19 protein-coding genes are annotated in these 19,048 nt (G+C 45.2%); 13 read left to right on the plus strand and 6 right to left on the minus strand.

From position 1 onward, the window contains the following. The first annotated feature begins 10 nt into the window (after positions 1 to 10). Complete coding sequence (gene ftsY / locus NSS82_RS15095) at positions 11 to 1,018, plus strand: signal recognition particle-docking protein FtsY (RefSeq protein WP_036686498.1); 1,008 nt, start codon at positions 11 to 13, stop codon at positions 1,016 to 1,018. A gap of 125 nt (positions 1,019 to 1,143) precedes the next feature. Here ftsY and NSS82_RS15100 read toward each other — a convergent pair whose 3' ends face one another. Beyond that, positions 1,144 to 2,022, minus strand: a complete 879-nt coding sequence (locus tag NSS82_RS15100; RefSeq protein WP_076143984.1) for a DUF1835 domain-containing protein — start codon at positions 2,020 to 2,022, stop codon at positions 1,144 to 1,146. Positions 2,023 to 2,376: 354 nt separating this feature from the next. Here NSS82_RS15100 and NSS82_RS15105 point away from each other — a divergent pair, with 354 nt between their 5' ends. The 4 genes from NSS82_RS15105 (at position 2,377) to NSS82_RS15120 (ending at position 6,747) form a co-directional block, all read left to right on the plus strand. After that, on the plus strand, positions 2,377 to 3,840 hold the full coding sequence (locus tag NSS82_RS15105; protein WP_036686502.1) for a circularly permuted type 2 ATP-grasp protein: 1,464 nt from the start codon (positions 2,377 to 2,379) through the stop codon (positions 3,838 to 3,840). Between the two features lie 75 nt (positions 3,841 to 3,915). Beyond that, positions 3,916 to 4,869, plus strand: coding sequence for an alpha-E domain-containing protein (locus tag NSS82_RS15110; protein ID WP_036686637.1), 954 nt, complete (start codon positions 3,916 to 3,918; stop codon positions 4,867 to 4,869). Next, positions 4,866 to 5,732 (plus strand): transglutaminase family protein, encoded by an 867-nt coding sequence (locus NSS82_RS15115; protein WP_036686503.1) that lies wholly within the window; start codon positions 4,866 to 4,868, stop codon positions 5,730 to 5,732. Before NSS82_RS15110 ends, NSS82_RS15115 begins: the two co-directional genes overlap by 4 nt. A 205-nt stretch (positions 5,733 to 5,937) precedes the next feature. Beyond that, entirely contained in the window at positions 5,938 to 6,747 is an 810-nt protein-coding gene (locus NSS82_RS15120) for an SDR family oxidoreductase (protein WP_036686506.1), read from the plus strand. Here the strand turns inward: NSS82_RS15120 and NSS82_RS15125 are convergent. Then, positions 6,739 to 7,215, minus strand: coding sequence for an SRPBCC family protein (locus tag NSS82_RS15125; protein ID WP_076273821.1), 477 nt, complete (start codon positions 7,213 to 7,215; stop codon positions 6,739 to 6,741). The genes NSS82_RS15120 and NSS82_RS15125 overlap by 9 nt on opposite strands. A 313-nt stretch (positions 7,216 to 7,528) precedes the next feature. Between NSS82_RS15125 and NSS82_RS15130 the strand changes: the two genes are divergently transcribed. Beyond that, a complete protein-coding gene (locus NSS82_RS15130) occupies positions 7,529 to 7,684 on the plus strand; it encodes a hypothetical protein (protein ID WP_341109828.1) in 156 nt (51 codons plus the stop codon). Here the strand turns inward: NSS82_RS15130 and NSS82_RS15135 are convergent. Together NSS82_RS15135 and NSS82_RS15140 are read right to left on the minus strand one after the other, a co-directional pair. After that, positions 7,665 to 8,591 carry an IS3 family transposase gene (locus NSS82_RS15135; RefSeq protein ID WP_143767984.1) on the minus strand — a complete coding sequence of 309 codons (927 nt, stop codon included), beginning with the start codon at positions 8,589 to 8,591 and terminating at the stop codon, positions 7,665 to 7,667. The two genes, NSS82_RS15130 and NSS82_RS15135, sit on opposite strands and share 20 nt — an antisense overlap. Further along, complete coding sequence (locus NSS82_RS15140; protein ID WP_036683594.1) at positions 8,540 to 8,857, minus strand: transposase; 318 nt, start codon at positions 8,855 to 8,857, stop codon at positions 8,540 to 8,542. The genes NSS82_RS15135 and NSS82_RS15140 overlap by 52 nt, the downstream gene beginning before the upstream one ends. A 1,259-nt stretch (positions 8,858 to 10,116) precedes the next feature. On the opposite strand from NSS82_RS15140, the gene NSS82_RS15145 reads away from it, so the two are divergent. After that, positions 10,117 to 10,515, plus strand: a complete 399-nt coding sequence (locus NSS82_RS15145) for a DnaJ family domain-containing protein (RefSeq protein WP_038570613.1) — start codon at positions 10,117 to 10,119, stop codon at positions 10,513 to 10,515. A gap of 138 nt (positions 10,516 to 10,653) precedes the next feature. Here NSS82_RS15145 and NSS82_RS15150 read toward each other — a convergent pair whose 3' ends face one another. Beyond that, complete coding sequence (locus tag NSS82_RS15150) at positions 10,654 to 11,076, minus strand: GNAT family N-acetyltransferase (RefSeq protein ID WP_036686651.1); 423 nt, start codon at positions 11,074 to 11,076, stop codon at positions 10,654 to 10,656. A gap of 139 nt (positions 11,077 to 11,215) precedes the next feature. On the opposite strand from NSS82_RS15150, the gene hrpB reads away from it, so the two are divergent. Together hrpB and NSS82_RS15160 are read left to right on the plus strand one after the other, a co-directional pair. After that, positions 11,216 to 13,708, plus strand: a complete 2,493-nt coding sequence (hrpB, locus tag NSS82_RS15155) for an ATP-dependent helicase HrpB (RefSeq protein ID WP_076273396.1) — start codon at positions 11,216 to 11,218, stop codon at positions 13,706 to 13,708. 95 nt (positions 13,709 to 13,803) lie between these two features. Beyond that, positions 13,804 to 14,388, plus strand: coding sequence for a general stress protein (locus NSS82_RS15160; protein WP_051491471.1), 585 nt, complete (start codon positions 13,804 to 13,806; stop codon positions 14,386 to 14,388). 894 nt (positions 14,389 to 15,282) lie between these two features. Here NSS82_RS15160 and NSS82_RS15165 read toward each other — a convergent pair. Then, positions 15,283 to 16,182 carry a LysR family transcriptional regulator gene (locus NSS82_RS15165; protein ID WP_256717296.1) on the minus strand — a complete coding sequence of 300 codons (900 nt, stop codon included), beginning with the start codon at positions 16,180 to 16,182 and terminating at the stop codon, positions 15,283 to 15,285. A gap of 104 nt (positions 16,183 to 16,286) precedes the next feature. On the opposite strand from NSS82_RS15165, the gene aroC reads away from it, so the two are divergent. The 4 genes from aroC (at position 16,287) to NSS82_RS15185 (ending at position 19,039) form a co-directional block, all read left to right on the plus strand. Then, a complete protein-coding gene (gene aroC / locus NSS82_RS15170; protein WP_036686655.1) occupies positions 16,287 to 17,342 on the plus strand; it encodes a chorismate synthase in 1,056 nt (351 codons plus the stop codon). Between the two features lie 160 nt (positions 17,343 to 17,502). Continuing rightward, the gene (locus NSS82_RS15175) at positions 17,503 to 18,360 is read left to right on the plus strand and encodes an NAD-dependent epimerase/dehydratase family protein (protein ID WP_038570616.1); all 858 of its coding nucleotides are present in this window, start codon (positions 17,503 to 17,505) and stop codon (positions 18,358 to 18,360) included. 35 nt (positions 18,361 to 18,395) lie between these two features. Continuing rightward, positions 18,396 to 18,590, plus strand: a complete 195-nt coding sequence (locus NSS82_RS15180) for a hypothetical protein (RefSeq protein WP_036686658.1) — start codon at positions 18,396 to 18,398, stop codon at positions 18,588 to 18,590. 119 nt (positions 18,591 to 18,709) lie between these two features. After that, on the plus strand, positions 18,710 to 19,039 hold the full coding sequence (locus tag NSS82_RS15185; RefSeq protein WP_076273397.1) for a hypothetical protein: 330 nt from the start codon (positions 18,710 to 18,712) through the stop codon (positions 19,037 to 19,039). Positions 19,040 to 19,048: the final 9 nt, after the last annotated feature.

Below are 19,048 nucleotides of genomic sequence, written 5' to 3' on the forward strand. Positions count from 1 at the left end.
GAGGAACCAAATGAGCTTTTTTAGAAAATTAAAAGAAAGCATTTCCGGCAAAACGGAAAGTGTAACGAAACAATTCCGCGACGGATTAGAGAAAACCCGTAAAGGTTTTGTAGAGAAGGTCTCCGACCTTATCATCCGCCGCAAAAAGATAGATGAAGAGTTCTACGAAGAGCTGGAAGAGATTTTAATTGGTGCAGACGTGGGTGTAAACACTGTTATGACCCTTGTCGAGGATTTGCGTGCCGAAGTGAAGCAAAATCGGATTGAAGATGCTGCCGAGCTGAAGCCGATTTTGTCCCGTAAGCTTATGGAGCTGCTGCGCGGAGATGATGATAACAGCCTGAAGGAAAATCCGAATGGAATTACAGTTATTTTGTTCGTTGGGGTTAATGGCGTGGGCAAGACGACTACCATCGGCAAGCTGGCTCATCGTTACAAACAAGAAGGTAAAAAAGTTCTTTTGGCTGCAGGGGATACGTTCCGTGCCGGAGCGATTGAGCAGCTTGAGGTTTGGGGCCAACGCGCAGGCGTAGATGTCATTAAACAACAAGCAGGCTCTGACCCGGCGGCTGTAATGTACGATGCGGTGCAAGCGGCTAAACAGCGCAACGTGGATATCTTAATCTGCGATACTGCTGGCAGACTGCAGAATAAAAGCAATCTGATGGAAGAGCTCAACAAAATCTTCCGCGTCATTCAAAGAGAAATTCCAAGTGCTCCACATGAGGTACTGATGGTGTTAGATGCTACGACGGGTCAAAATGCACTTACACAAGCCAAGTTATTTGGTGAAAAGAGTGGCGTCACCGGCTTGGTTTTGACGAAGCTGGACGGTACGGCTAAAGGCGGAATCGTTGTAGCGATTCGTCAGGAAATGAATTTACCGGTGAAGTTTGTAGGTCTTGGAGAAAAAATGGAAGACTTGCAGCCATTTGATTCGCAGCAGTTCGTACATGCTCTTTTTGCCGGATTAATTGCCGAGGAAGAAGAGTCAGAAGAATCGGAAGAGCAAGTGTAATCAACGGCACAATATAATCATAAAGAAGTCATATTTACAAGGAATGTCCTCGAAGCTATATTTAGTTTAGGAGGGCATTCCTTTTCTTTTTTATAAAGGGTTTGTCCGTCATTTTGTAGCAACTGCTAAGCGACTCTTAGAAAGTATAAATGCATCGCGTAAGGGATCCCTTTAAATAACAGCTTTCCCTCACTAACTAGCCTCCAGAAGCGATATTCTATGAATGAGGTACTGATATACAAATTCCATTGCCCTATAATTGCGCCTACAATCAGACCTGCATTTACGTAGCCTTCTCTTTCCTCACACTGTTGAAGTTGCAGAATTAAAGAAAGAATTTCTTCGTCATAGTAACTCTCGGGAACATTCATAAGCTGGCCATCAACCCAAACTCTAAGCATATCCTCGGTGTTGCTTATTTTTTGCCACTCTAGTTCATACTGTTTTCTTTGAGCGGAGGTAATAGGGGGTGTGTTTTCGGTAATTTTTATAATTTTTTGCACAGCTTCGTTTGGGAGCTGACTAAGTGCTCTGGGATATAAGCCGATTTCAAATGGAGCGGCAACCTCCCTATAAGCCTTGACGGGATCAATAACATGAATAGGTTGCGTCCTCTCATTAAGAATAGAAAGCGCAAATCGTAAACCTGTCTGATCATGGGAGTTGTCTCCGCACCAAATAGTGATTTTTTTGTCCTCGGGAATTTCTTTTAAGGTCTGTATCACGGCTTCCAGTTTGTGCTGGGGATTGAGATGATAACCATGATCCGGAAATCGTTCCTGAAACCATAACTCACGGGTATGATATCCTTCATTATTATGTAATTCACGCAACGGTCCAGCAGAGAATGTCTCATTAAATGAAAGTACTCGTATTAAATGGCGATAACCTAAATGACTAAGGGCTACCTTCATTGACCCCGCTTCCGATAGACCAAATAACAGATAAATGTGATTCCGCCTAAGCTCTTCCTGCTCAATTGACATAGTATATTTGTGCTCCATAGGTCACTCTCCCATCGCAACAAATTATACCATACTCAATGAATCCACATCCACAGGCAACTATATAAAAAATACATTATATGAAAAATTCATAATAGTAATGCTTGTCACACTTCCTGCATACAATTCAATGATGAATGTACATTTCATCTCCGGCAACCTATATAAGAGAGAAAGGAAGCGATTCCAAAAAATACAAATACCTCTGGAATCACATTTCTCTGTTATATATGTTGACATGAACAAGTAGATTTACGTATTATGAGAATATAAACCAATATTTTCATGGATGTTTTCTGAAATGAAAGTATAAGTTGTTAACAAAGATTACATCTATCGAAAGGAGTCGGGCTCATGTCCAAATTAGATCCTCTGCCAGGTCTGTCTCCGTATCCATTACAGCATTTTTTCGATGAAATGTATGCTGATAAGAGGAATGTCCGGCCGCACTACAGACATGTGAACCGCATGTTTTCCGGAATGAGCTCCGAAGAGCTGCAAGGGAAGCAAAATTTAATGCAGCGTAGGATGATGGAAGAAGGAATTACCTTTACGCTTTACAATCCAGCTCAAGATCATCCTATGGAGCGAACGATCCCCTTCGATATGATTCCACGTATAATCCCTAAGAATGAGTGGGAGAGGCTAGAAGCTGGAATAATTCAGCGTATCACAGCTTTGAATTTGTTCATTCATGACATCTACCATGAGCAATACATTGTTAAAGATGGCATCGTCCCTAGGCGTATGATTATTTCCAACTGTTACTTCCGGCCAGAAATGTCAGGTCTGCGAGTGCCCGGTGGAGCTTACATCACCACCTCAGGAATCGATCTGATCCGCCATCACGATGGGCATTATTATGTACTTGAAGACAACCTGCGAACACCCTCCGGCTTTTCCTATCTTTTTAAAGGCAGAACACTTATGAATCAATTGTTTCCTGAATTGTCCTTTGCCAGCTCCATCCGAGATGTAGATCATAGCTTAAATCGCTTCTTATCCGTGCTTCGTAGTCTATCTCCATCAAGGAGGTCAGATCCGGTTATAGCACTCCTAACGCCTGGAGAATACAATTCTGCATATTATGAACATGCTTTTTTGGCACAGCAGATGGGTATACATTTGGTCGAAGGACGAGATTTGGTAACAAAGGATCACAAAATATATCTGAAAGAAATGAACGGACTACGTAGAGTGGATGTGCTGTATCGTCGGTTGGACGATGATTACATTGACCCGCTAGCCTTTCAACCTGATTCTTTACTGGGTGTAGCAGGACTTATGAATGCTTATAGGGCAGGCAACATAGCGATTGCTAATGCTCCGGGAACCGGTGTTGCAGATGATAAAGCGATGTATGTCTATGTACCGGATATGATTCGTTATTATCTGAATGAAGAGCCGATCCTTGGCAATGTGCCGACGTATTTGTTGTCCAGACCCGATGAACGCCTGTATGTTCTTGAGAACCTATCCGAAATGGTTGTTAAGGAAACCTCATTATCCGGAGGATATGGGATGTTGATCGGAAGCGAGGCAACCAAAGAAGAATTAGCCGAGTTCCGAATGAAAATTATTGCCGATCCGGACCGTTATGTGGCACAGCCAATTATGTCCTTGTCCAGAGCACCCGTATTGTCGGGAGGCACTATGGCACCCCGGCATATCGACCTTCGGGCTTTTGTATTAATGGGCGCAGACCGGAAGCCACATGTCATACCTGGCGGATTAACACGAGTGGCTATGAAAGAAGGTTCATTGGTTGTGAATTCCTCGCAAGGTGGTGGCGTAAAGGATACTTGGGTTATGGCGTGATCTATTATCTTGTAAGCCTTGATTGTGAATCAAAAATATGCAGCATCAATTTGGAGGATAAAGGAGTGGCTAAAGATGCTGAATCGAAATGCGGAGGCTTTATTCTGGATCGGCCGATATATTGAAAGGGCAGAGAATCATGCGCGGCTAATCAATGTACATTATCATATCCAGCAGGAAGAGGATTTTCAGGAAGAAGGACATAAATGGTCGAGGCTTATCGATGCATTAGGGGTTCGAAGTGAATATTTACAGCAGTTCGAAACCTTTTCTGAACAGGACGTGTTATCCTTTATTACACTTGATTTAGGCAATTCGAATTCATTATTCTCTTGCGTACATCATGCCAGAAATAATCTTCGCACACTGCGCCAGCATCTTCCAAGTGAGCTATGGGATGTCGTCAACAGCTTTAATCTATGGCTTGGTGAGCGGTCAGTTGCTGATATTATGAGTGGTCCACATCATTTCTACCAGCAGGTGAAGGAACGTGCAGCTATGTTTCTAGGAGCAGAACAATCCGTAATGCTTAGAGGGAATGAATGGCACTTTATAGAGAGCGGCCGTTTTTTGGAACGGGCCGAGAATACGACGCGTATTTTGCAGGCAGTTATAGCCTCTTGCCGTTTCAAAGAGCTTAATGCAATCTATATTCAGTTACAGGCTGTGCTGAAATCCGTAAGTGGGTATCAGGCGTTTCGCCGTTATTATGCAGATGCCATGTCACCGGAGAGCATTTTAGATTTTTTGATCGCGAATCCCAAATTCCCACGTTCGATCCGCTTTTCTTTTCACCAGCTGGAAGAACATTTAGCTAGGCTTGAACTGGATTCCTCAGAAAAAGGCTCAGGTCATGAGAAGGTCATCCGTCAAGCAGGAAAGCTGAAGGCAGAGCTGGATTATATGGAGAAAGAAGAAATGTCCGGTGAGCTGGTGGAAGATGTACTGCAATCACTCGTAATATCTTGCCAGAGACTGGGCAAAACGATGGAGGGCGCCTTTTTTCGGCGAGAAGGAGTATCTGTATGAAGATTCAAATCAATCACACCACCACATACAGTTATCCAGAGCCGGTTACGGACAGTGTCAATGAAATCAGACTCACCCCTCGCACCAACTATCGGCAATCCTGTTATCACCACGAGGTTGAAGTATATCCGGCAGCTAATCTATTAACGTATGAGGATTTCTTTGGTAATCGGGTGCATGCCTATTCAGTTAATAAGCCACATACGGAAATGGTAATCCATACGAAAGCTACTGTAGTAACACTGGATAAATCTCAAGGTACCGATCTTCCGCGAACCAGCCTTGAAGAGCAAGTTAAACTGCTAAATGATGAGAAGTTTCAGAACCGGTACATTGAGTTTATTTTGCCGACCCGTTATACCGAGGTGACTCCTGAATTGGTAGAGTTCGCCTCACAGTACCCTTTTAGTGAAGCTGAAGATATGTATCAATGGATTCTGAGGTTATCTTCGACGATTTATGAACAGTTCACCTATGATCCTGAGGCAACAAGCGTAAATACAACGGTAAAAAAAGCCCTGAAGCTCAAGCGGGGTGTCTGTCAGGATTATGCTCATCTTATGATCGCTGTCTGCCGCAGTGTGGGTCTGCCTTCAAGATATGTTAGTGGATATCATTTTGTCGGTGATCTACAGAGCAGCAATGCCAATTTCGAGCAGGCTTCACATGCTTGGGTGGAGACCCATATTCCGGGTACGGGCTGGCTTGGTTTTGATCCGACGAATAATGTTGAAGTGAACTGGCGTTATATCAAGCTGGGTCATGGAAGGGATTATAAAGATATAGTACCTGTAAAAGGGGTATATCGCGGCGGAGCAGGCACACTGACTGTAAAAGTGGACGTACGCAAGCTGGACAATTGAATTGAAATAATCGAAACATCGAAACAATCAAAAAAATCAAAATATTCGAAACAAACTCTCCGCTCATCTTATTGAATGGGGAGATTTTTTTGTGCGGCGTGCCTAAATTCTGAAGATTTATGAACGAGATGATTCCATTACAGGTTTATTTGGGTAATCTTGATCCATAGTGCTTATCTTACAGACATTAGAGGAGAGATTACATATGAGCCCAAACATATCTAAGAAACAAAGATTTATTGGAAAAACAGCGATTATAACCGGAGCGGGCTCGGGAATTGGCCGTGCTACCGCTATTAAGCTGGCGCGGGAAGGTGCAAATGTAGCATTGTTTGATTTAAATCTTGAAAGAACCTCTTCCTTGGCAGAAAAGCTTAATAAGCTTCGAAAAGATTGCGCGCTGGCCATAGAGGTAGATACTTCGGATGAGAAAAAGATGGAGGAAGCCGTACGTTGTACGGTGGAACAATTCGGAGGCGTGGATGTAGTATTCGCTAATGCGGGAATTAATGGTGCTGTGGGCCCGATAGAAGAACTAAGCTTGAGCGACTGGGAGCGTACGATGTCGGTGAATTTGACGGGGACTTTTTTGACCCTGAAATATACCATTCCTCATCTGAAAGATAAAGGGAAAGGCAGTATTATTATTACTAGTTCCATTAATGGGAACACTAGATTTGCCAGCTTTGGGTGGTCTACTTATAGCACTACCAAAGCTGGACAGGTGGCTTTTGCCAAAATGGCAGCTCTCGAGCTTGCTAAGTTTAAGATTCGTGTAAATGTGATCTGCCCTGGGGCTATTGCTACGAATATAGATGAAACCACTGAAATGAGCGAAGATGTGGAAGCAATCGTCATTCCAATTGAATTCCCTGATGGAGCGCAACCCTTGGCTGATGGACCGGGCAAGCCGGATAATGTCGCTGATCTCGTTGCTTTTCTGGCTTCGGATGAATCTATCCATATTACAGGTGCGCAAATCGTGATTGACGGCGCGGAGTCCTTGTTATCCTAATTTCGAGATGGCTTCACGGTAATGCTCGTACCATTTGTTCCATTCGTCTTTCCGTGACTCCAGCGTCGTGCCTTCCAAAAGATGCTGGATCACTTCTAGACAAACATGCCAGCCAGCGAGATTTCGTGGTGTATGCGAGGTGAGCGTCTGTAGTGTTTCATTCAAGATGAGTAAACAGCCTTCTGAATTAGGGTATAACTCAAAACGAACAAGATCCTCAGCCCATGTAAACTCAAAAGTAGATTGATGCTGTAGCTCAGTAATTTTCATATCCACAAACGTTCCGTTTTGCATATCAAACTTTATAAGTCCGCCTTCACGCAGGTCCTCGATTTTTAATTCAGAGAACCATAAGGCAAGCTTCTCATTTTCGGTCAAATAGGACCAAATCTCAGTTGCGGAATGCTTTAACTGGCGTTCGAAACGAGCGACATAATGTTGATCTTCTTTTTGGATGTTAGCTAACATTTATATTTCTCCTTTGGACTACTGCGGTAGTCCTTTTTTTATTGAGTTGAGGCTCATTAGAAAGAGTATAGCAATCGCCTGTGTTAATTGCACGATGGGGCTGTGAGTTAGAAGACTATCTTATAGGGAATAGAGGGCAATAAAATAGCGGGAGAGATAAGGTCACAAGCAAGTCCACGAGCTCGATTTGCGTACGGCGCGGAGTTAGTGTTGGCGGAGATAAGGGAGTGATGAAGGTGATAAGTGTGTAAGACGGGGGAAAGGGAGTGAAGACAGGGATAAGTGAGTGATGAAGGTGATAAGTGAGTGATGAATGGCGGAAGTAAATAGTAGCATCTATGGTGGCGAGGATGCATCGGCGTTGCGGACTGTATTGCAGCTATTTGGCGTTTTTCGTGTGTTTATTAGCAGTATCGGACTGTATGGACCTCTGTCAAGAAAGTGGACAGTTACGCAACAGACATTCTAGTCAATTGCTCAGCAAAACGAACTGGAGAAAGATACCCCAGCGCGCCATGCATTCGCTTGCGGTTATAATAAAACTCAATATATTGAAAAAGTGTCTGGTAGGCTTGCTCCTTAGTTTTGAATCGTGGATTACAATAAATGAGCTCCTTTTTCAAAATGCTGTGCCACGACTCGATACAGGCGTTATCATAACAGTTACCTCTGCGGCTCATGCTGGACTCCATGCCATACGCTTTCAACTGCTGCCTGTATTCATGAGAAGTATATTGAGAACCTCTATCGGAGTGATGTAATAGACCCTTTTCCGGTTGTTTAGCTTCGTAAGCATCTTGTAAGGCGCCCGAAATTAAGCTAGTTTCCATATGGTTCTCCAAGCGCCACCCCACGATTTCGCGCGTGCAAAGGTCCATTACACTAGCCAGGTACAAGCGCCCTCCCCGGCAAGGAATGTACGTAATGTCGGTAACCCATACTGAATTGGGTTTGAGTATTTTAAATTGCTGGTTCAGCGTATTCGGGGCAATCGGATGGTCATGATTGGAGTCAGTGGTCTGTACGCGATACGTTTTGGAGACAATGGAGCGAAGCTTCATATGTCGCATGTACACACTCACCGTGCGTTCGGTAACGGTATAACCTTCTTGATGTAACAGGCGGGTGATCTTCGGACTCCCATACCGCTTTTGATGGTCTGCAAAATGATACTGAATTCGCTTCATTATCGCAGCCTTACGAAGCATATGCGTACTGGTTTTTTCTGTCCGCCACTTGTAGTACCCGCTCCGTGACACATGTAGGGTCATGCACATCTTCTCCAAGAGAAACTCGGAGCGATGTTTTTCAATAAACTGGAATCTCAGTTCCTTGGTTTGCTGAAGATGTGCACTGCTTTTTTTACGATCGCTAATTCCTCTTCCACATCAGCAATCTTGTTATCTTTTTCTTGAAGTTGTCGGCTCATTTCTTTCAACTGTGCCTCGAGTTCCCGTACTCGATCCACGCTAGCTGCCGGTTCATTCTTTAGTTCTCGATACTGGCTCATCCATTGATGCAGGGTACTTTTTGGGATGTTGAGCTCTTCCGCCAAGTCGCCCACTGTCTTTGTTTGCTCTTGAATGAACTGCACTGTCTGTTTTTTAAATTCTTCGTTATACCGTTGTCGATGTTCTCCCATGTGAACACACCTCCGTGGACTCATTATCGCCAGTCTGTTAACTACTGTCCACTTTTTATTCTAGCTTCAGTATAGCTCTTATCGCCGCGACTTTGAACAAAAGTAGGGTGTGTTAGAGCGAATAGCTGCATCTGAGTCCGAAAGTAGAGCAAAAAGGCATGAATTTGCGAAATAAGGGCTTCTGGGTCCGAACGATCAATGGAGACGAAGATGTAATGAATGTATAATAAAGGATGTAGTATACGAGCAAGAGCTCCAGGGTCCGAACGTTTTACGGTGGCGAGTGTGCGCTAATGTATCGGACTGTATTGCAGCTATTTGGTGTTTTTCGTGTGTTTATTAGCAGTATCGGACTACATAGCTCTTATCGCTGTGATTTTGATTAAAAGTAGGGCACATATGAGCGAATAGCTGCAACTAGGTCCGATAGTACAGCGAAATGGACTGAATTTGTGAAATAAGGTCATCTGAGTCCGAACGATTCACGGTGGCGAGTGTGTGCTAATGAATGGGACTGTATTGCAGCTATTTGGTGTATTTCGTGTGTTTATTAGCAGTATCGGACTGCATAGCTCTTATCGCCGCGACTTTGAACAAAAGTAGGGTGTATTTGAGCGAATAGCTGAATCTGAGTCCGATAGCAGAGCAAAAAGGCATGAATTTGCAAAATAAGGGCTACTGGGTCCGAACGCTGCGACGAGGATGTAACGAAGGCGTAAAGGATGTAGTATACGAGCAAGAGCTGCTGAGTCCGATCGATTTGTAGAGGAGAGTTTGCGCTGACGTTGCGGACTGTATTGCAGCTATTTGGTGTTTTTCGTGTGTTTATTAGCAGTATCGGACTGCATAGCTCTTATCGCTGTGATTTTGATTAAAAGTAGGGCACATATGAGCGAATAGCTGCAACTAGGTCCGATAGTACAGCGAAATGGACTGAATTTGTGAAATAAGGTCATCTGAGTCCGAACGTTTCCCTGAGGCGAGTGTGCTCTAACGTTACGGTTATGGACTTAGAATATACTTAGCATACGATAGTTACAGAGTCCGAGCTGCTCAACTGTGCGACGAGGGGCAAGGAGCATTTGAGTGAATAGCTCGCCACACCTATAGTTAACGTATAGGCAAAATCTGAGAAAGCATTCCGGTAGCTTGATGCAAATCCTAAGTCTTTTATGCTAAAATTAACGCAATTCCGTAAAATATACTTTTGATTAGGCAGGGTTGATAATAGTGTGGCATTGGTGAAGGAGGCTGCGTATATGGGGATGATGTCTTGGTTAGCTGAGCAGCGGATTCAGGAGTCTATGCGTAACGGGGAATTTCGAGATTTACCTGGGCATGGCAAGCCGCTGGAGCTTGAGGATTTATCAGGTGTGCCAGAAGAATTACGGATGTCTTTTAAAATCATGAAGAACTCCGGACTTGTGCCTGAGGAAATCTCTCTGCGAGCTGAATGTGTTACGTTGGAAGGATTGCTAGCGGCGTGTCATAATAGCGGAGGTGCAGAAACCAGTGAGGGCAAGGCTCTGCGGTCAAAACTGTCTATGAAAAGACTGCGTCTACAGGAGCTATTACGTGAACGCGGCTTGGATAGTAACCCTGCTTTTATGCAATACAGTGCTCAAATACACGGACAGATGATAAAGGAAGAGGATTAATGCTGGTTAGGTTACTGCCTAAATACCTACGGTCATTTGGACATCAGAATAAATAGTGTAAAATAAAAAGGCATCTCTTGGTCGTTTTAGACAGAAGAGCTGCCTTTTTGCTTGTTGTGTGTAACTAATCATGTATGCTCATCTAATTTGTTTGAAATAAACCCATTCCGGGTCGCCATCATCTAAATTCTCAATGACTCCGCTTTTAACAAACCCTTGAGAAAGACATAGTTGCTGCATGATCGTATTGGATTCATTGGTAGAGGTGAAAAGCTTGGGGGTTGGGCATTGTTCCTCGATGTAGCTAAGGAGTGTTTTGGCTATGCCTAGGCGTCTGAACTCAGGATCCACAATGACCAGCTGAATAAAACAACATTCGAAAAAGGTGGTATCGTAGCAAGCAAATCCTACAAGCGTTCCATTATGCGATGCTACGTAACACTGCTCATGATTGATATATTTTTCAATCTTCGATTTGCGGCTTTCATTGCCAATGATCTTGCTGTCTACTTTGGTTAGCATGGGTAGATCTGAAATTGTAGCTTTTGTTACGAATATCATAGTAAGTCTCCTTATTAATATTATAGAGGGTATGAATGGTAAGTCTTGATCTTTAAGGTTTTTTCACACATGATGAAGATGATCTAAGATAACTTCTAGGAAAATTATAACATATGATTATAGACGATGGAGAGATAGAATGAAACAACTTCCGATTATACAGGTGCTTCCTGACCTGAAAAACATACTTAACACTGCGCAGGCAGCAGTACTTATCGCTGAACCGGGTGCAGGCAAAACAACTGGAACGCCTCCGGCGTTTTTGGACGAACCCTGGATGGCGGGTAAAAGCATTTTAATGTTAGAGCCTAGAAGGCTTGCTGCTAGATCTGCCGCCACTTACATGGCATCCTGCCTTGGAGAAAGTGTTGGACAGACGGTAGGTTATCGGATGCGGAATGACACTAAAGTAGGCAAAAATACGCGGATTGTTGTAGTCACTGAAGGAGTATTAACGAGAATGCTGCAAAGCGATCCTTCTTTGGGTGATGTGGGTTTAGTTATTTTTGATGAGTTCCATGAGCGCAGTCTTCATGCGGATTTGGGACTTGCCCTTGCACTGGAAGCACAGGCTGTGTTGCGGGAGGATCTAAGGATTCTTATCATGTCAGCTACCTTGGACAGTGAGCGGGTGTCTGCTTTACTAGGGGATGCGCCTGTAGTAAATTGTCCGGGCAGAACCTATCCTGTAGAAACAATCTATGTGCCAACTACTGGGAATCTTCCACTGGAAAAAACTGCTGCAGCTGCTGTGAGACATGCGCTTGCTGAACAACCCGGAGATATTCTCGTCTTTTTACCGGGGGAAAGAGAAATACGCAGAACTCAAAGTGAGTTGGAAAATGGGAGCTTGCCAGTTCCGGCAATTATTCGCCCTTTATATGGTCAGCTGCCACAAAATATCCAAGATGCAGCCGTGGCTGCATCTGTTCAAGGTGAACGAAAAGTAGTGCTTGCGACTTCTATAGCTGAGACAAGTCTAACGATTGAAGGCGTGCGAACGGTGATTGATACAGGGCAACGCCGTACACAGGTATTCTCACCACGCACAGGAATGCCGAGTCTTACGACGGTCCCGGTATCAAAAGCCTCCGCGGATCAACGGCGGGGACGTGCCGGACGGACAGCCCCAGGCGTGTGCTACAGGCTGTGGAGTCAGGAGGAGCATAATCGACTTCCGGATGACAATGTGCCGGAGATTATGCAGACGGACCTTGCGCAGCTTGCTTTGGAGCTGGCGCTGTGGGGCGTGCGCGATCCTGCCGCGCTATCTTGGCTTGACGCGCCGCCCGCTGCGCCTTATGCGCAGGGCACCGCGTTGCTGCGCCAGCTCGGCGCGCTGGACGCCGGCGGCGCCATTACGCCGCACGGCCACAGCATGGCCGCGCTTGGCGCGCACCCGCGAGCCGCGCATATGCTGCTGCGCGCGGCAGAGCTTGGCGCAGCACCGCTCGCCTGCCGGCTGGCGGCGCTGCTGCAAGAGCGGGACCTTTTCAAGGGTCCCGCGGCCCTAGATTGCGACCTCACGCTCCGCGTTGAGGCGCTGCTCCGGTTCGAGCGCTCCGCTGATAGCGGCGGAGCGGACCAGGCAGCTCTGCGCGCTGTGCAGCGCGAGAGCCGCCTTTTCCTGGCGCAGCTGCAAGCCGCGCCGGGCGAGAACGTGAACGACATCAGCCGCTGCGGGCTGCTTCTGTCGTTCGCCTATCCCGACCGGATCGGGCAGAAACGCGGCGATGGCGCGTTTCTGCTCTCCTCCGGTCGGGGGGCGGCCATGCGGGAAGGACAACCGCTGGCCCGGTCATCTTTTATCGTAGCTGCTTCGATCGATGATCGCGCTACACAGGGCGCAATTATGCTGGCAGCTGAGATAGAAGAAAGACAACTGCTTACCTATCATGCAGACCGCATCACAGAAGAAGCGGATGTGTATTGGGATAAAGAAAGTGGGAGTGTGAAGAAACGTCGTCGCACAATGCTCAGCGCGTTGGTCTTAAAAGAAACTTCACATGAAAGACCCTCCGCGGAAGAAACGGCAAACGTACTGTTAAGTGTCATCGCTACAGATGGCATTGAAATCCTACCGTGGGAGAAGGGAACCTTACAGCTTCGCGAACGTTTGATGTTTATGCATACCTTACGTTCAGATTGGCCGGATGTCTCAGATGTTGCTTTAATTGCTACGTTGGATGAATGGCTTTTGCCATATCTTCAGGGTATGAGGAACCTCCGCGACCTTCAGCGTGTACCGTTAGCACGGGTGCTTGAGGGGATGTTGGACTGGAATCAGAGGCAGATGCTGGAAAAGGAAGCACCTACACATATATCTGTTCCTAGTGGCTCGCGTGTGCCCGTAGATTATACTAATCCTGCTGCCCCGGTATTGGCAGTAAGATTGCAAGAGATGTTTGGACAGCTGGACACACCTCGAATTGGAGGGGGAAAGGTGCCGGTATTGCTGCATCTTTTGTCACCAGCTAGACGACCTGTGCAGGTAACCTCTGATCTAGCAAGTTTTTGGCGGGGGACCTATTTTGAGGTCAAAAAAGATCTGAAAGGACGGTATCCGAAGCACTATTGGCCAGATGACCCATTACAGGCCATTCCGACTAATCGTACACGTCCCGTAAAATAATTTATGGTACATATGCTCTTGAATTTCCCTTAGATGTTTGGTCTCCCGTTTAAAGGGTAATTACTAGCGAAGACAATTACTAAGGAGGGCTTCAAGTGACTAAAAAAATCGTAGGTATTTTCGACACAGAACAAGAAGCAACCAGAGCAATTGAAGGACTTCACAATCAAGGATTTAGTAATGATGAAATATCAGTAATCACACGTGATCGTGATGAGCTTAGAAACATCTCAGAGGATACAGGCACAAAAGCTCCAGAAGGAGTGGCGACAGGCGCTGCTACAGGTGGTGTAGTTGGCGGCGTTGCCGGATTATTAGCAGGGATCGGAGCATTGGCGATTCCGGGGATTGGACCGATCCTGGCGGCAGGGCCTATAGTTGCTACCCTTACAGGTGCAGCAGTTGGTGCAGGCGCAGGTGGATTAGTCGGCGGCTTGATCGGACTCGGTATTCCTGAGGATGAGGCTAAAGAGTACGAAGGGTATGTGGAAAGCGGCAAAATCCTTGTACTAGTCGATGATAATGGACGCGGCTATCAAGCGCATGATGTGTTCCGCGGCAACCGTTCGCTGAATACTCAGCGTTACGAAGGCGTCTATAACGAAGACACTAGACTAGGAAATTCGATGGCTAACAGAGCGGATCGGACGGCTGAAGTCTACAACCGCGATAAAATATAAACATTATAATAACCTGCTTTAAAAGCGGTAAAAGGTTACAAGGAGCGATTCTCCGATTAATGGAGAATCGCTCCTTTGCGTTATTAGTCCATCGCGCCACCCGGAATCCCCCATAACTCATCCACTTTTGAGGCATAGGGACCCAGAGGACGCTATTGGCTAATTTTTAGCCTTTGCAGCAGGATTTCGGACTCCATGGACGCTATTCTATAGAATGAGGCTCATATTTGCTGTTTTTTATGCCAATAGCTGCAATGGGGTCCGATAGGGCTCCAAATATTGAATAATATTGCGTTTAAGGTCCCCTGTGTCCTTTGCTACTACGTACCTGCATCGTTTCGGAGTGTCCCTATGCTGCTCCGCCACGTGCTGTCTTTGTACTGCTACGTACACGCCCGATCACTGTGTCCTTTCCCACTACGTACCTGCATCGTTTCGGAGTGTCCCTATGCTGCTCCGCCACGTGCTGTCTTTGTACTGCTACGTACACGCCCGATCACTGTGTCCTTTCCCACTACGTACCTGCATCGTTTCGGAGTGTCCTTATGCTGCTACGCGCGTGCTGTCCTTGTATTGCTACGTAAGCGCCCGATCACAGTGTCCTTATGCTACAGAGTATTCGCATCGGATTGCAACTCCGAACGTGCCCCATTTCGCAGTGTCCTTAATACTGCTACGCACGTGCTGTCATTGTACTGCTATGTATGCGTACCCGATCACTGTGTCCTTATGCTGGATGTGCATCGTTCCGCTGTGTCCTAATGCTGTTACGTACATGCAGGGTTCCCTAGAGTCCTTATGCAGCTACGAAATCCCCCGTTCCGCAGCGTCCTTATGGTTGCTAAGCATATGCCCCGTTCCGCAGTGTCCGTATGTGCTGCTACGTGCACGATCTTAATCAAGGATACGAAGCATGCGGACGAAAGAATCAGCTGCTACGGATAACCTCATATCGCGACGGATTGCGAATCCTATATTCCGGGGTGGAGGCGGATCATCTAATTGCAGCTCGAAAAGTTCTTCTTTTTGAATCTCCTCATTTACAAAAGAACGGCTAATAAACGCTACCCCGTAACCAAGTCTTGCGAATTCAGAGAGTAAATCGATGCTGCCCAGCTCTATATCTGGTTTAACGGACAAACCCTTACCAGCAAACCAATGATCAACAAACAGTCTGGTGCTGCTTTCTGGGGATAATAAAATAAAAGGTAACTCTGCAAGTTCTTTCGCCGTAAGCGAACGGTTTGCCAGTTGCTGAAAGGCTCGTCCCACTACAAAACAATCTTCAAGGGTGGCAAGCGTCTGAATATTTAATTGTGGATCGTCAATAGGCATATGGACGAGCGCACAGTCTATTTCGCCTTCTTTCAAACGTTTGGTGATCTCATGCGTTTTTCCGTGTGATAGCCGAATTCGTATACCGGGATATTGTTTGTGGAATGCGTTCAATTGCGGAAGCAAAAGATTTTTAATAAGGGAATCACTCGCTCCAATCCGAACTTCTCCTTCGTTTAACTGCTTTAGATTGTGAAGATGCTTTTGTGCAGAATCCAGCATGACTAAAGAGGGCTCAACATATTCCAATAACGCCAGTCCTTCCTCAGTTAGCTCTACACCTTTAGATAAACGATGAAATAATTTGAGTCCTAAAGAATCCTCCATTTGTTTAATGGCATAACTTACGGATGGCTGTGTAATATGCAATTCATTTGCAGCCTTTGTTAGATTTTTGTAACGAGCCGTATATAAAAAAATGCGATACCATTCAAGATTAAAGAATTTGATATAGATCACCTCTATGACAGTCTATTGAAAATGTGATTTCATTAATTGCAACAATCTTATTATAATTTGGATAGATAAATAATAAAAGAGTCGGCAATGGAGGTTTGAATATTATGGCAGGTAACACATTTGGGGAAGTATTTAAGATTACTACCTTTGGAGAGTCACATGGTGCAGCGGTTGGGGTCATAGTGGATGGAGTTACACCTAATGTTGAAATTGATGAAGCATATATCCAGAAACAGATGGATAGAAGGAAACCAGGCCAGTCCTCAGTAACTTCACCGCGTAAGGAATATGATGTTGTGCAAATACAATCAGGAGTATTCGAAGGGAAAACAACCGGAACTCCACTCTTTGTGGTCCTGTACAACAAAGATATGAAACCGGAGGCCTATAACGATATTCAGCATTCATTTAGACCCGGCCATGCGGATTATACTTTTTTGCAGAAATACGGAATTCGCGATCATAGAGGCAGTGGGCGGGCATCAGGCAGGGAAACAGCGGCAAGAGTAGCTGGCGGAGCGATCGCTCGGAAACTGCTTGAAAGAAGAGGAGTTGAGGTACTGGCCTACACGCAAGAGGTCGGAGGGATTAAGTGCCAAACCTTTGATGAAGATGTCATTGAACAAAATGCAGTCCGCGCCTGTGATGCTAAGGCAGGAGCTGAAATGATTAAAAAAATTGAACACTTAGCTTCGATTGGAGACAGCTGTGGAGGTATCGTGGAGTGTCGGATTAGAGGGGTTATTCCGGGTCTTGGAGAACCCGTATTTGATAAATTGGATGCAGAGTTAGCTAAAGCGATGTTATCTATCGGTGCTGTAAAGGGAATAGAGTTTGGAGCAGGATTCGAAGCGGCCTCTATGCTTGGAAGTGAACATAATGACGCGATGAATAAGGATGGATTTCTTAGTAACCATTCCGGTGGGATTATAGGCGGAATTAGCACAGGAGAAGAAATTATTTTTCGAATAAGTGTAAAACCTACATCATCGATTTCTGTTACTCAACAGACCATAAACACGAATGGTGAAGAAGTAGAGATTAAAACGGAGGGCAGACATGATCCATGTATCTGTCCGAGAATCGTGCCGGTTGTTGAAGCAATGGCTTGCTTGGTATTGGAAGATCTTTATAAAAGACAAGCTGCTATTTTTGGATAAAAACACTTTATGATAATGATTCAACTCAAAGATTGCACCTCTTAGCATGCTGTGAGGTGCAGTCTTTTTTGCATATGTGGTATCATATGGATAATCATTCAAATTATGCTTTAACTCTAGCTATGCCATAAGATACGGTACAGCAAAAAGGAGGGAATAGATGAAAATCTTTGTTGCAGGTGCTGCAGGTGTGATTGGACGGCTATTGCTTCCTAAGTTACTTCAAGCGGGGCATGAGGTTATCGGTCTGACCCATAAAGAAGAAAACAAAACAATCCTTGAGAGCATTGGGGCACAAGCGGTAATCGCGGATGTGTATGAGCGTGAGTCTATATTTGCGGCTATTCGCGCAGCTCAACCTGAAGTGGTGATTCATCAGCTGACTTCACTAAGTCAGCGGAATTTTGCAGATAATTCAAGGATAAGAATAGAAGGAACACGAAATATTGTCGATGCTTCATTGGCATCCGGGGTTGAACAGATCATTGCCCAAAGTATCTCTTGGGCATATGAAGCTGGTGAGGGACCTGCCACGGAGAATACTCCATTAGATACTAATGCTTCTGAATCACGGATGAGAACCATTGAGGGTATCCGCTCCCTTGAAAAAGCAGTCGCTGAGATTCCTAATCATGTGATTTTGCGGTACGGAATGTTGTACGGCCAAGGGACTTGGTATGATTCTGCAGGATTAATGACAGAAGAAATTCGGCATGGAAGACTGACAGCAACAGAAGCAGTTACGTCATTCCTTCATGTGGAGGATGCAGCTAACGCGGCGGCGCTTGCTCTGAACTGGCCTTCTGGTCCAGTCAATATTGTGGACAATGAACCTGCGCGAGGAATAGATTGGATGCCTGTTTTTTCAGAACTCTTGGGAGCTCCTGGACCTGCTTCGCAAATGGGCAGAGAAGGCTGGGAACGGGGGGCGTCCAATACAAAAGCTCGAATGGATTACGGATGGAGCCCATCTTACCCGTCATGGAGGTCAGGTTTTGCTCAGAGCTTGAAGGGTTAGAGAGATGAATCCTTACATGTAGAAGGAGAGATGACATGAGTAAATTAAAGAATTTTTCTTTAGTAGTCGTGAATTTAATTGCTGATCTATGGTTTGGAATTGTTCGAAAACCAGAGTTTTATGATAAGCACGCCGTTACTAGAACAAAGAAAGGGTATGTCCTGTTTGTAACTATGGCAGGCATTCTCGCAGTGGGTTCTGCTTTTTGGTTATGCTCGAGAATATATTAGAAAAAAGACTGCCAATTGGCGGTCTTTTTTTTAGATATTGGACGTCAGAAAGCTACAATGTTATGTTAGTACTTAATAGATGGTTAAAAATTGAATTTTTTAAAAAGAGGAAGGTTCCAATGAATTCTCCTACACCGAACCAACGTGCGCTCACTTATTCTCAACAATCTATAATTGCCTCACGAGTCACCATTCCAAAGCAGGCTCCTTATTATGTTCAGCGCATAAGATTAATGTCCAAACTCATGGATGAAAACCGTGCTAAAGTAACGCTTATTGCCGCCTCAGCTGGATTTGGAAAAACGACACTTGCGGCTGAATGGGCTCGCACTCATTCCGATGAGGTTGCATGGTTGTCACTGGAACTTGCAGATAACCATCTTGTACGGTTCTGGTTAAATTTGCATGCTGCAATTGAGAGAATCTTTCACCCCTATGCTAATCGTTGAGGTTAAAAA

The organism is Paenibacillus sp. FSL H7-0735 (assembly GCF_038008505.1).
GTDB lineage: Bacteria > Bacillota > Bacilli > Paenibacillales > Paenibacillaceae > Paenibacillus_AQ > Paenibacillus_AQ odorifer.

Bases quoted from the DNA above. Each gene is read 5' to 3' on its own strand.
- NSS82_RS15145 (WP_038570613.1), top strand. From the start codon at position 10,117: ATGGGGATGATGTCTTGGTTAGCTGAGCAGCGGATTCAGGAGTCTATG.
- NSS82_RS15130 (WP_341109828.1), top strand. From the start codon at position 7,529: ATGGCGGAAGTAAATAGTAGCATCTATGGTGGCGAGGATGCATCGGCG.
- aroC (WP_036686655.1), top strand. From the start codon at position 16,287: ATGGCAGGTAACACATTTGGGGAAGTATTTAAGATTACTACCTTTGGA.
- NSS82_RS15100 (WP_076143984.1), bottom strand. From the start codon at position 2,022: ATGGAGCACAAATATACTATGTCAATTGAGCAGGAAGAGCTTAGGCGG.
- NSS82_RS15185 (WP_076273397.1), top strand. From the start codon at position 18,710: ATGAATTCTCCTACACCGAACCAACGTGCGCTCACTTATTCTCAACAA.
- NSS82_RS15150 (WP_036686651.1), bottom strand. From the start codon at position 11,076: ATGATATTCGTAACAAAAGCTACAATTTCAGATCTACCCATGCTAACC.
- NSS82_RS15175 (WP_038570616.1), top strand. From the start codon at position 17,503: ATGAAAATCTTTGTTGCAGGTGCTGCAGGTGTGATTGGACGGCTATTG.
- ftsY (WP_036686498.1), top strand. From the start codon at position 11: ATGAGCTTTTTTAGAAAATTAAAAGAAAGCATTTCCGGCAAAACGGAA.
- NSS82_RS15110 (WP_036686637.1), top strand. From the start codon at position 3,916: ATGCTGAATCGAAATGCGGAGGCTTTATTCTGGATCGGCCGATATATT.
- NSS82_RS15105 (WP_036686502.1), top strand. From the start codon at position 2,377: ATGTCCAAATTAGATCCTCTGCCAGGTCTGTCTCCGTATCCATTACAG.
- NSS82_RS15115 (WP_036686503.1), top strand. From the start codon at position 4,866: ATGAAGATTCAAATCAATCACACCACCACATACAGTTATCCAGAGCCG.
- NSS82_RS15180 (WP_036686658.1), top strand. From the start codon at position 18,396: ATGAGTAAATTAAAGAATTTTTCTTTAGTAGTCGTGAATTTAATTGCT.
- NSS82_RS15125 (WP_076273821.1), bottom strand. From the start codon at position 7,215: ATGTTAGCTAACATCCAAAAAGAAGATCAACATTATGTCGCTCGTTTC.
- hrpB (WP_076273396.1), top strand. From the start codon at position 11,216: ATGAAACAACTTCCGATTATACAGGTGCTTCCTGACCTGAAAAACATA.
- NSS82_RS15140 (WP_036683594.1), bottom strand. From the start codon at position 8,857: ATGGGAGAACATCGACAACGGTATAACGAAGAATTTAAAAAACAGACA.
- NSS82_RS15120 (WP_036686506.1), top strand. From the start codon at position 5,938: ATGAGCCCAAACATATCTAAGAAACAAAGATTTATTGGAAAAACAGCG.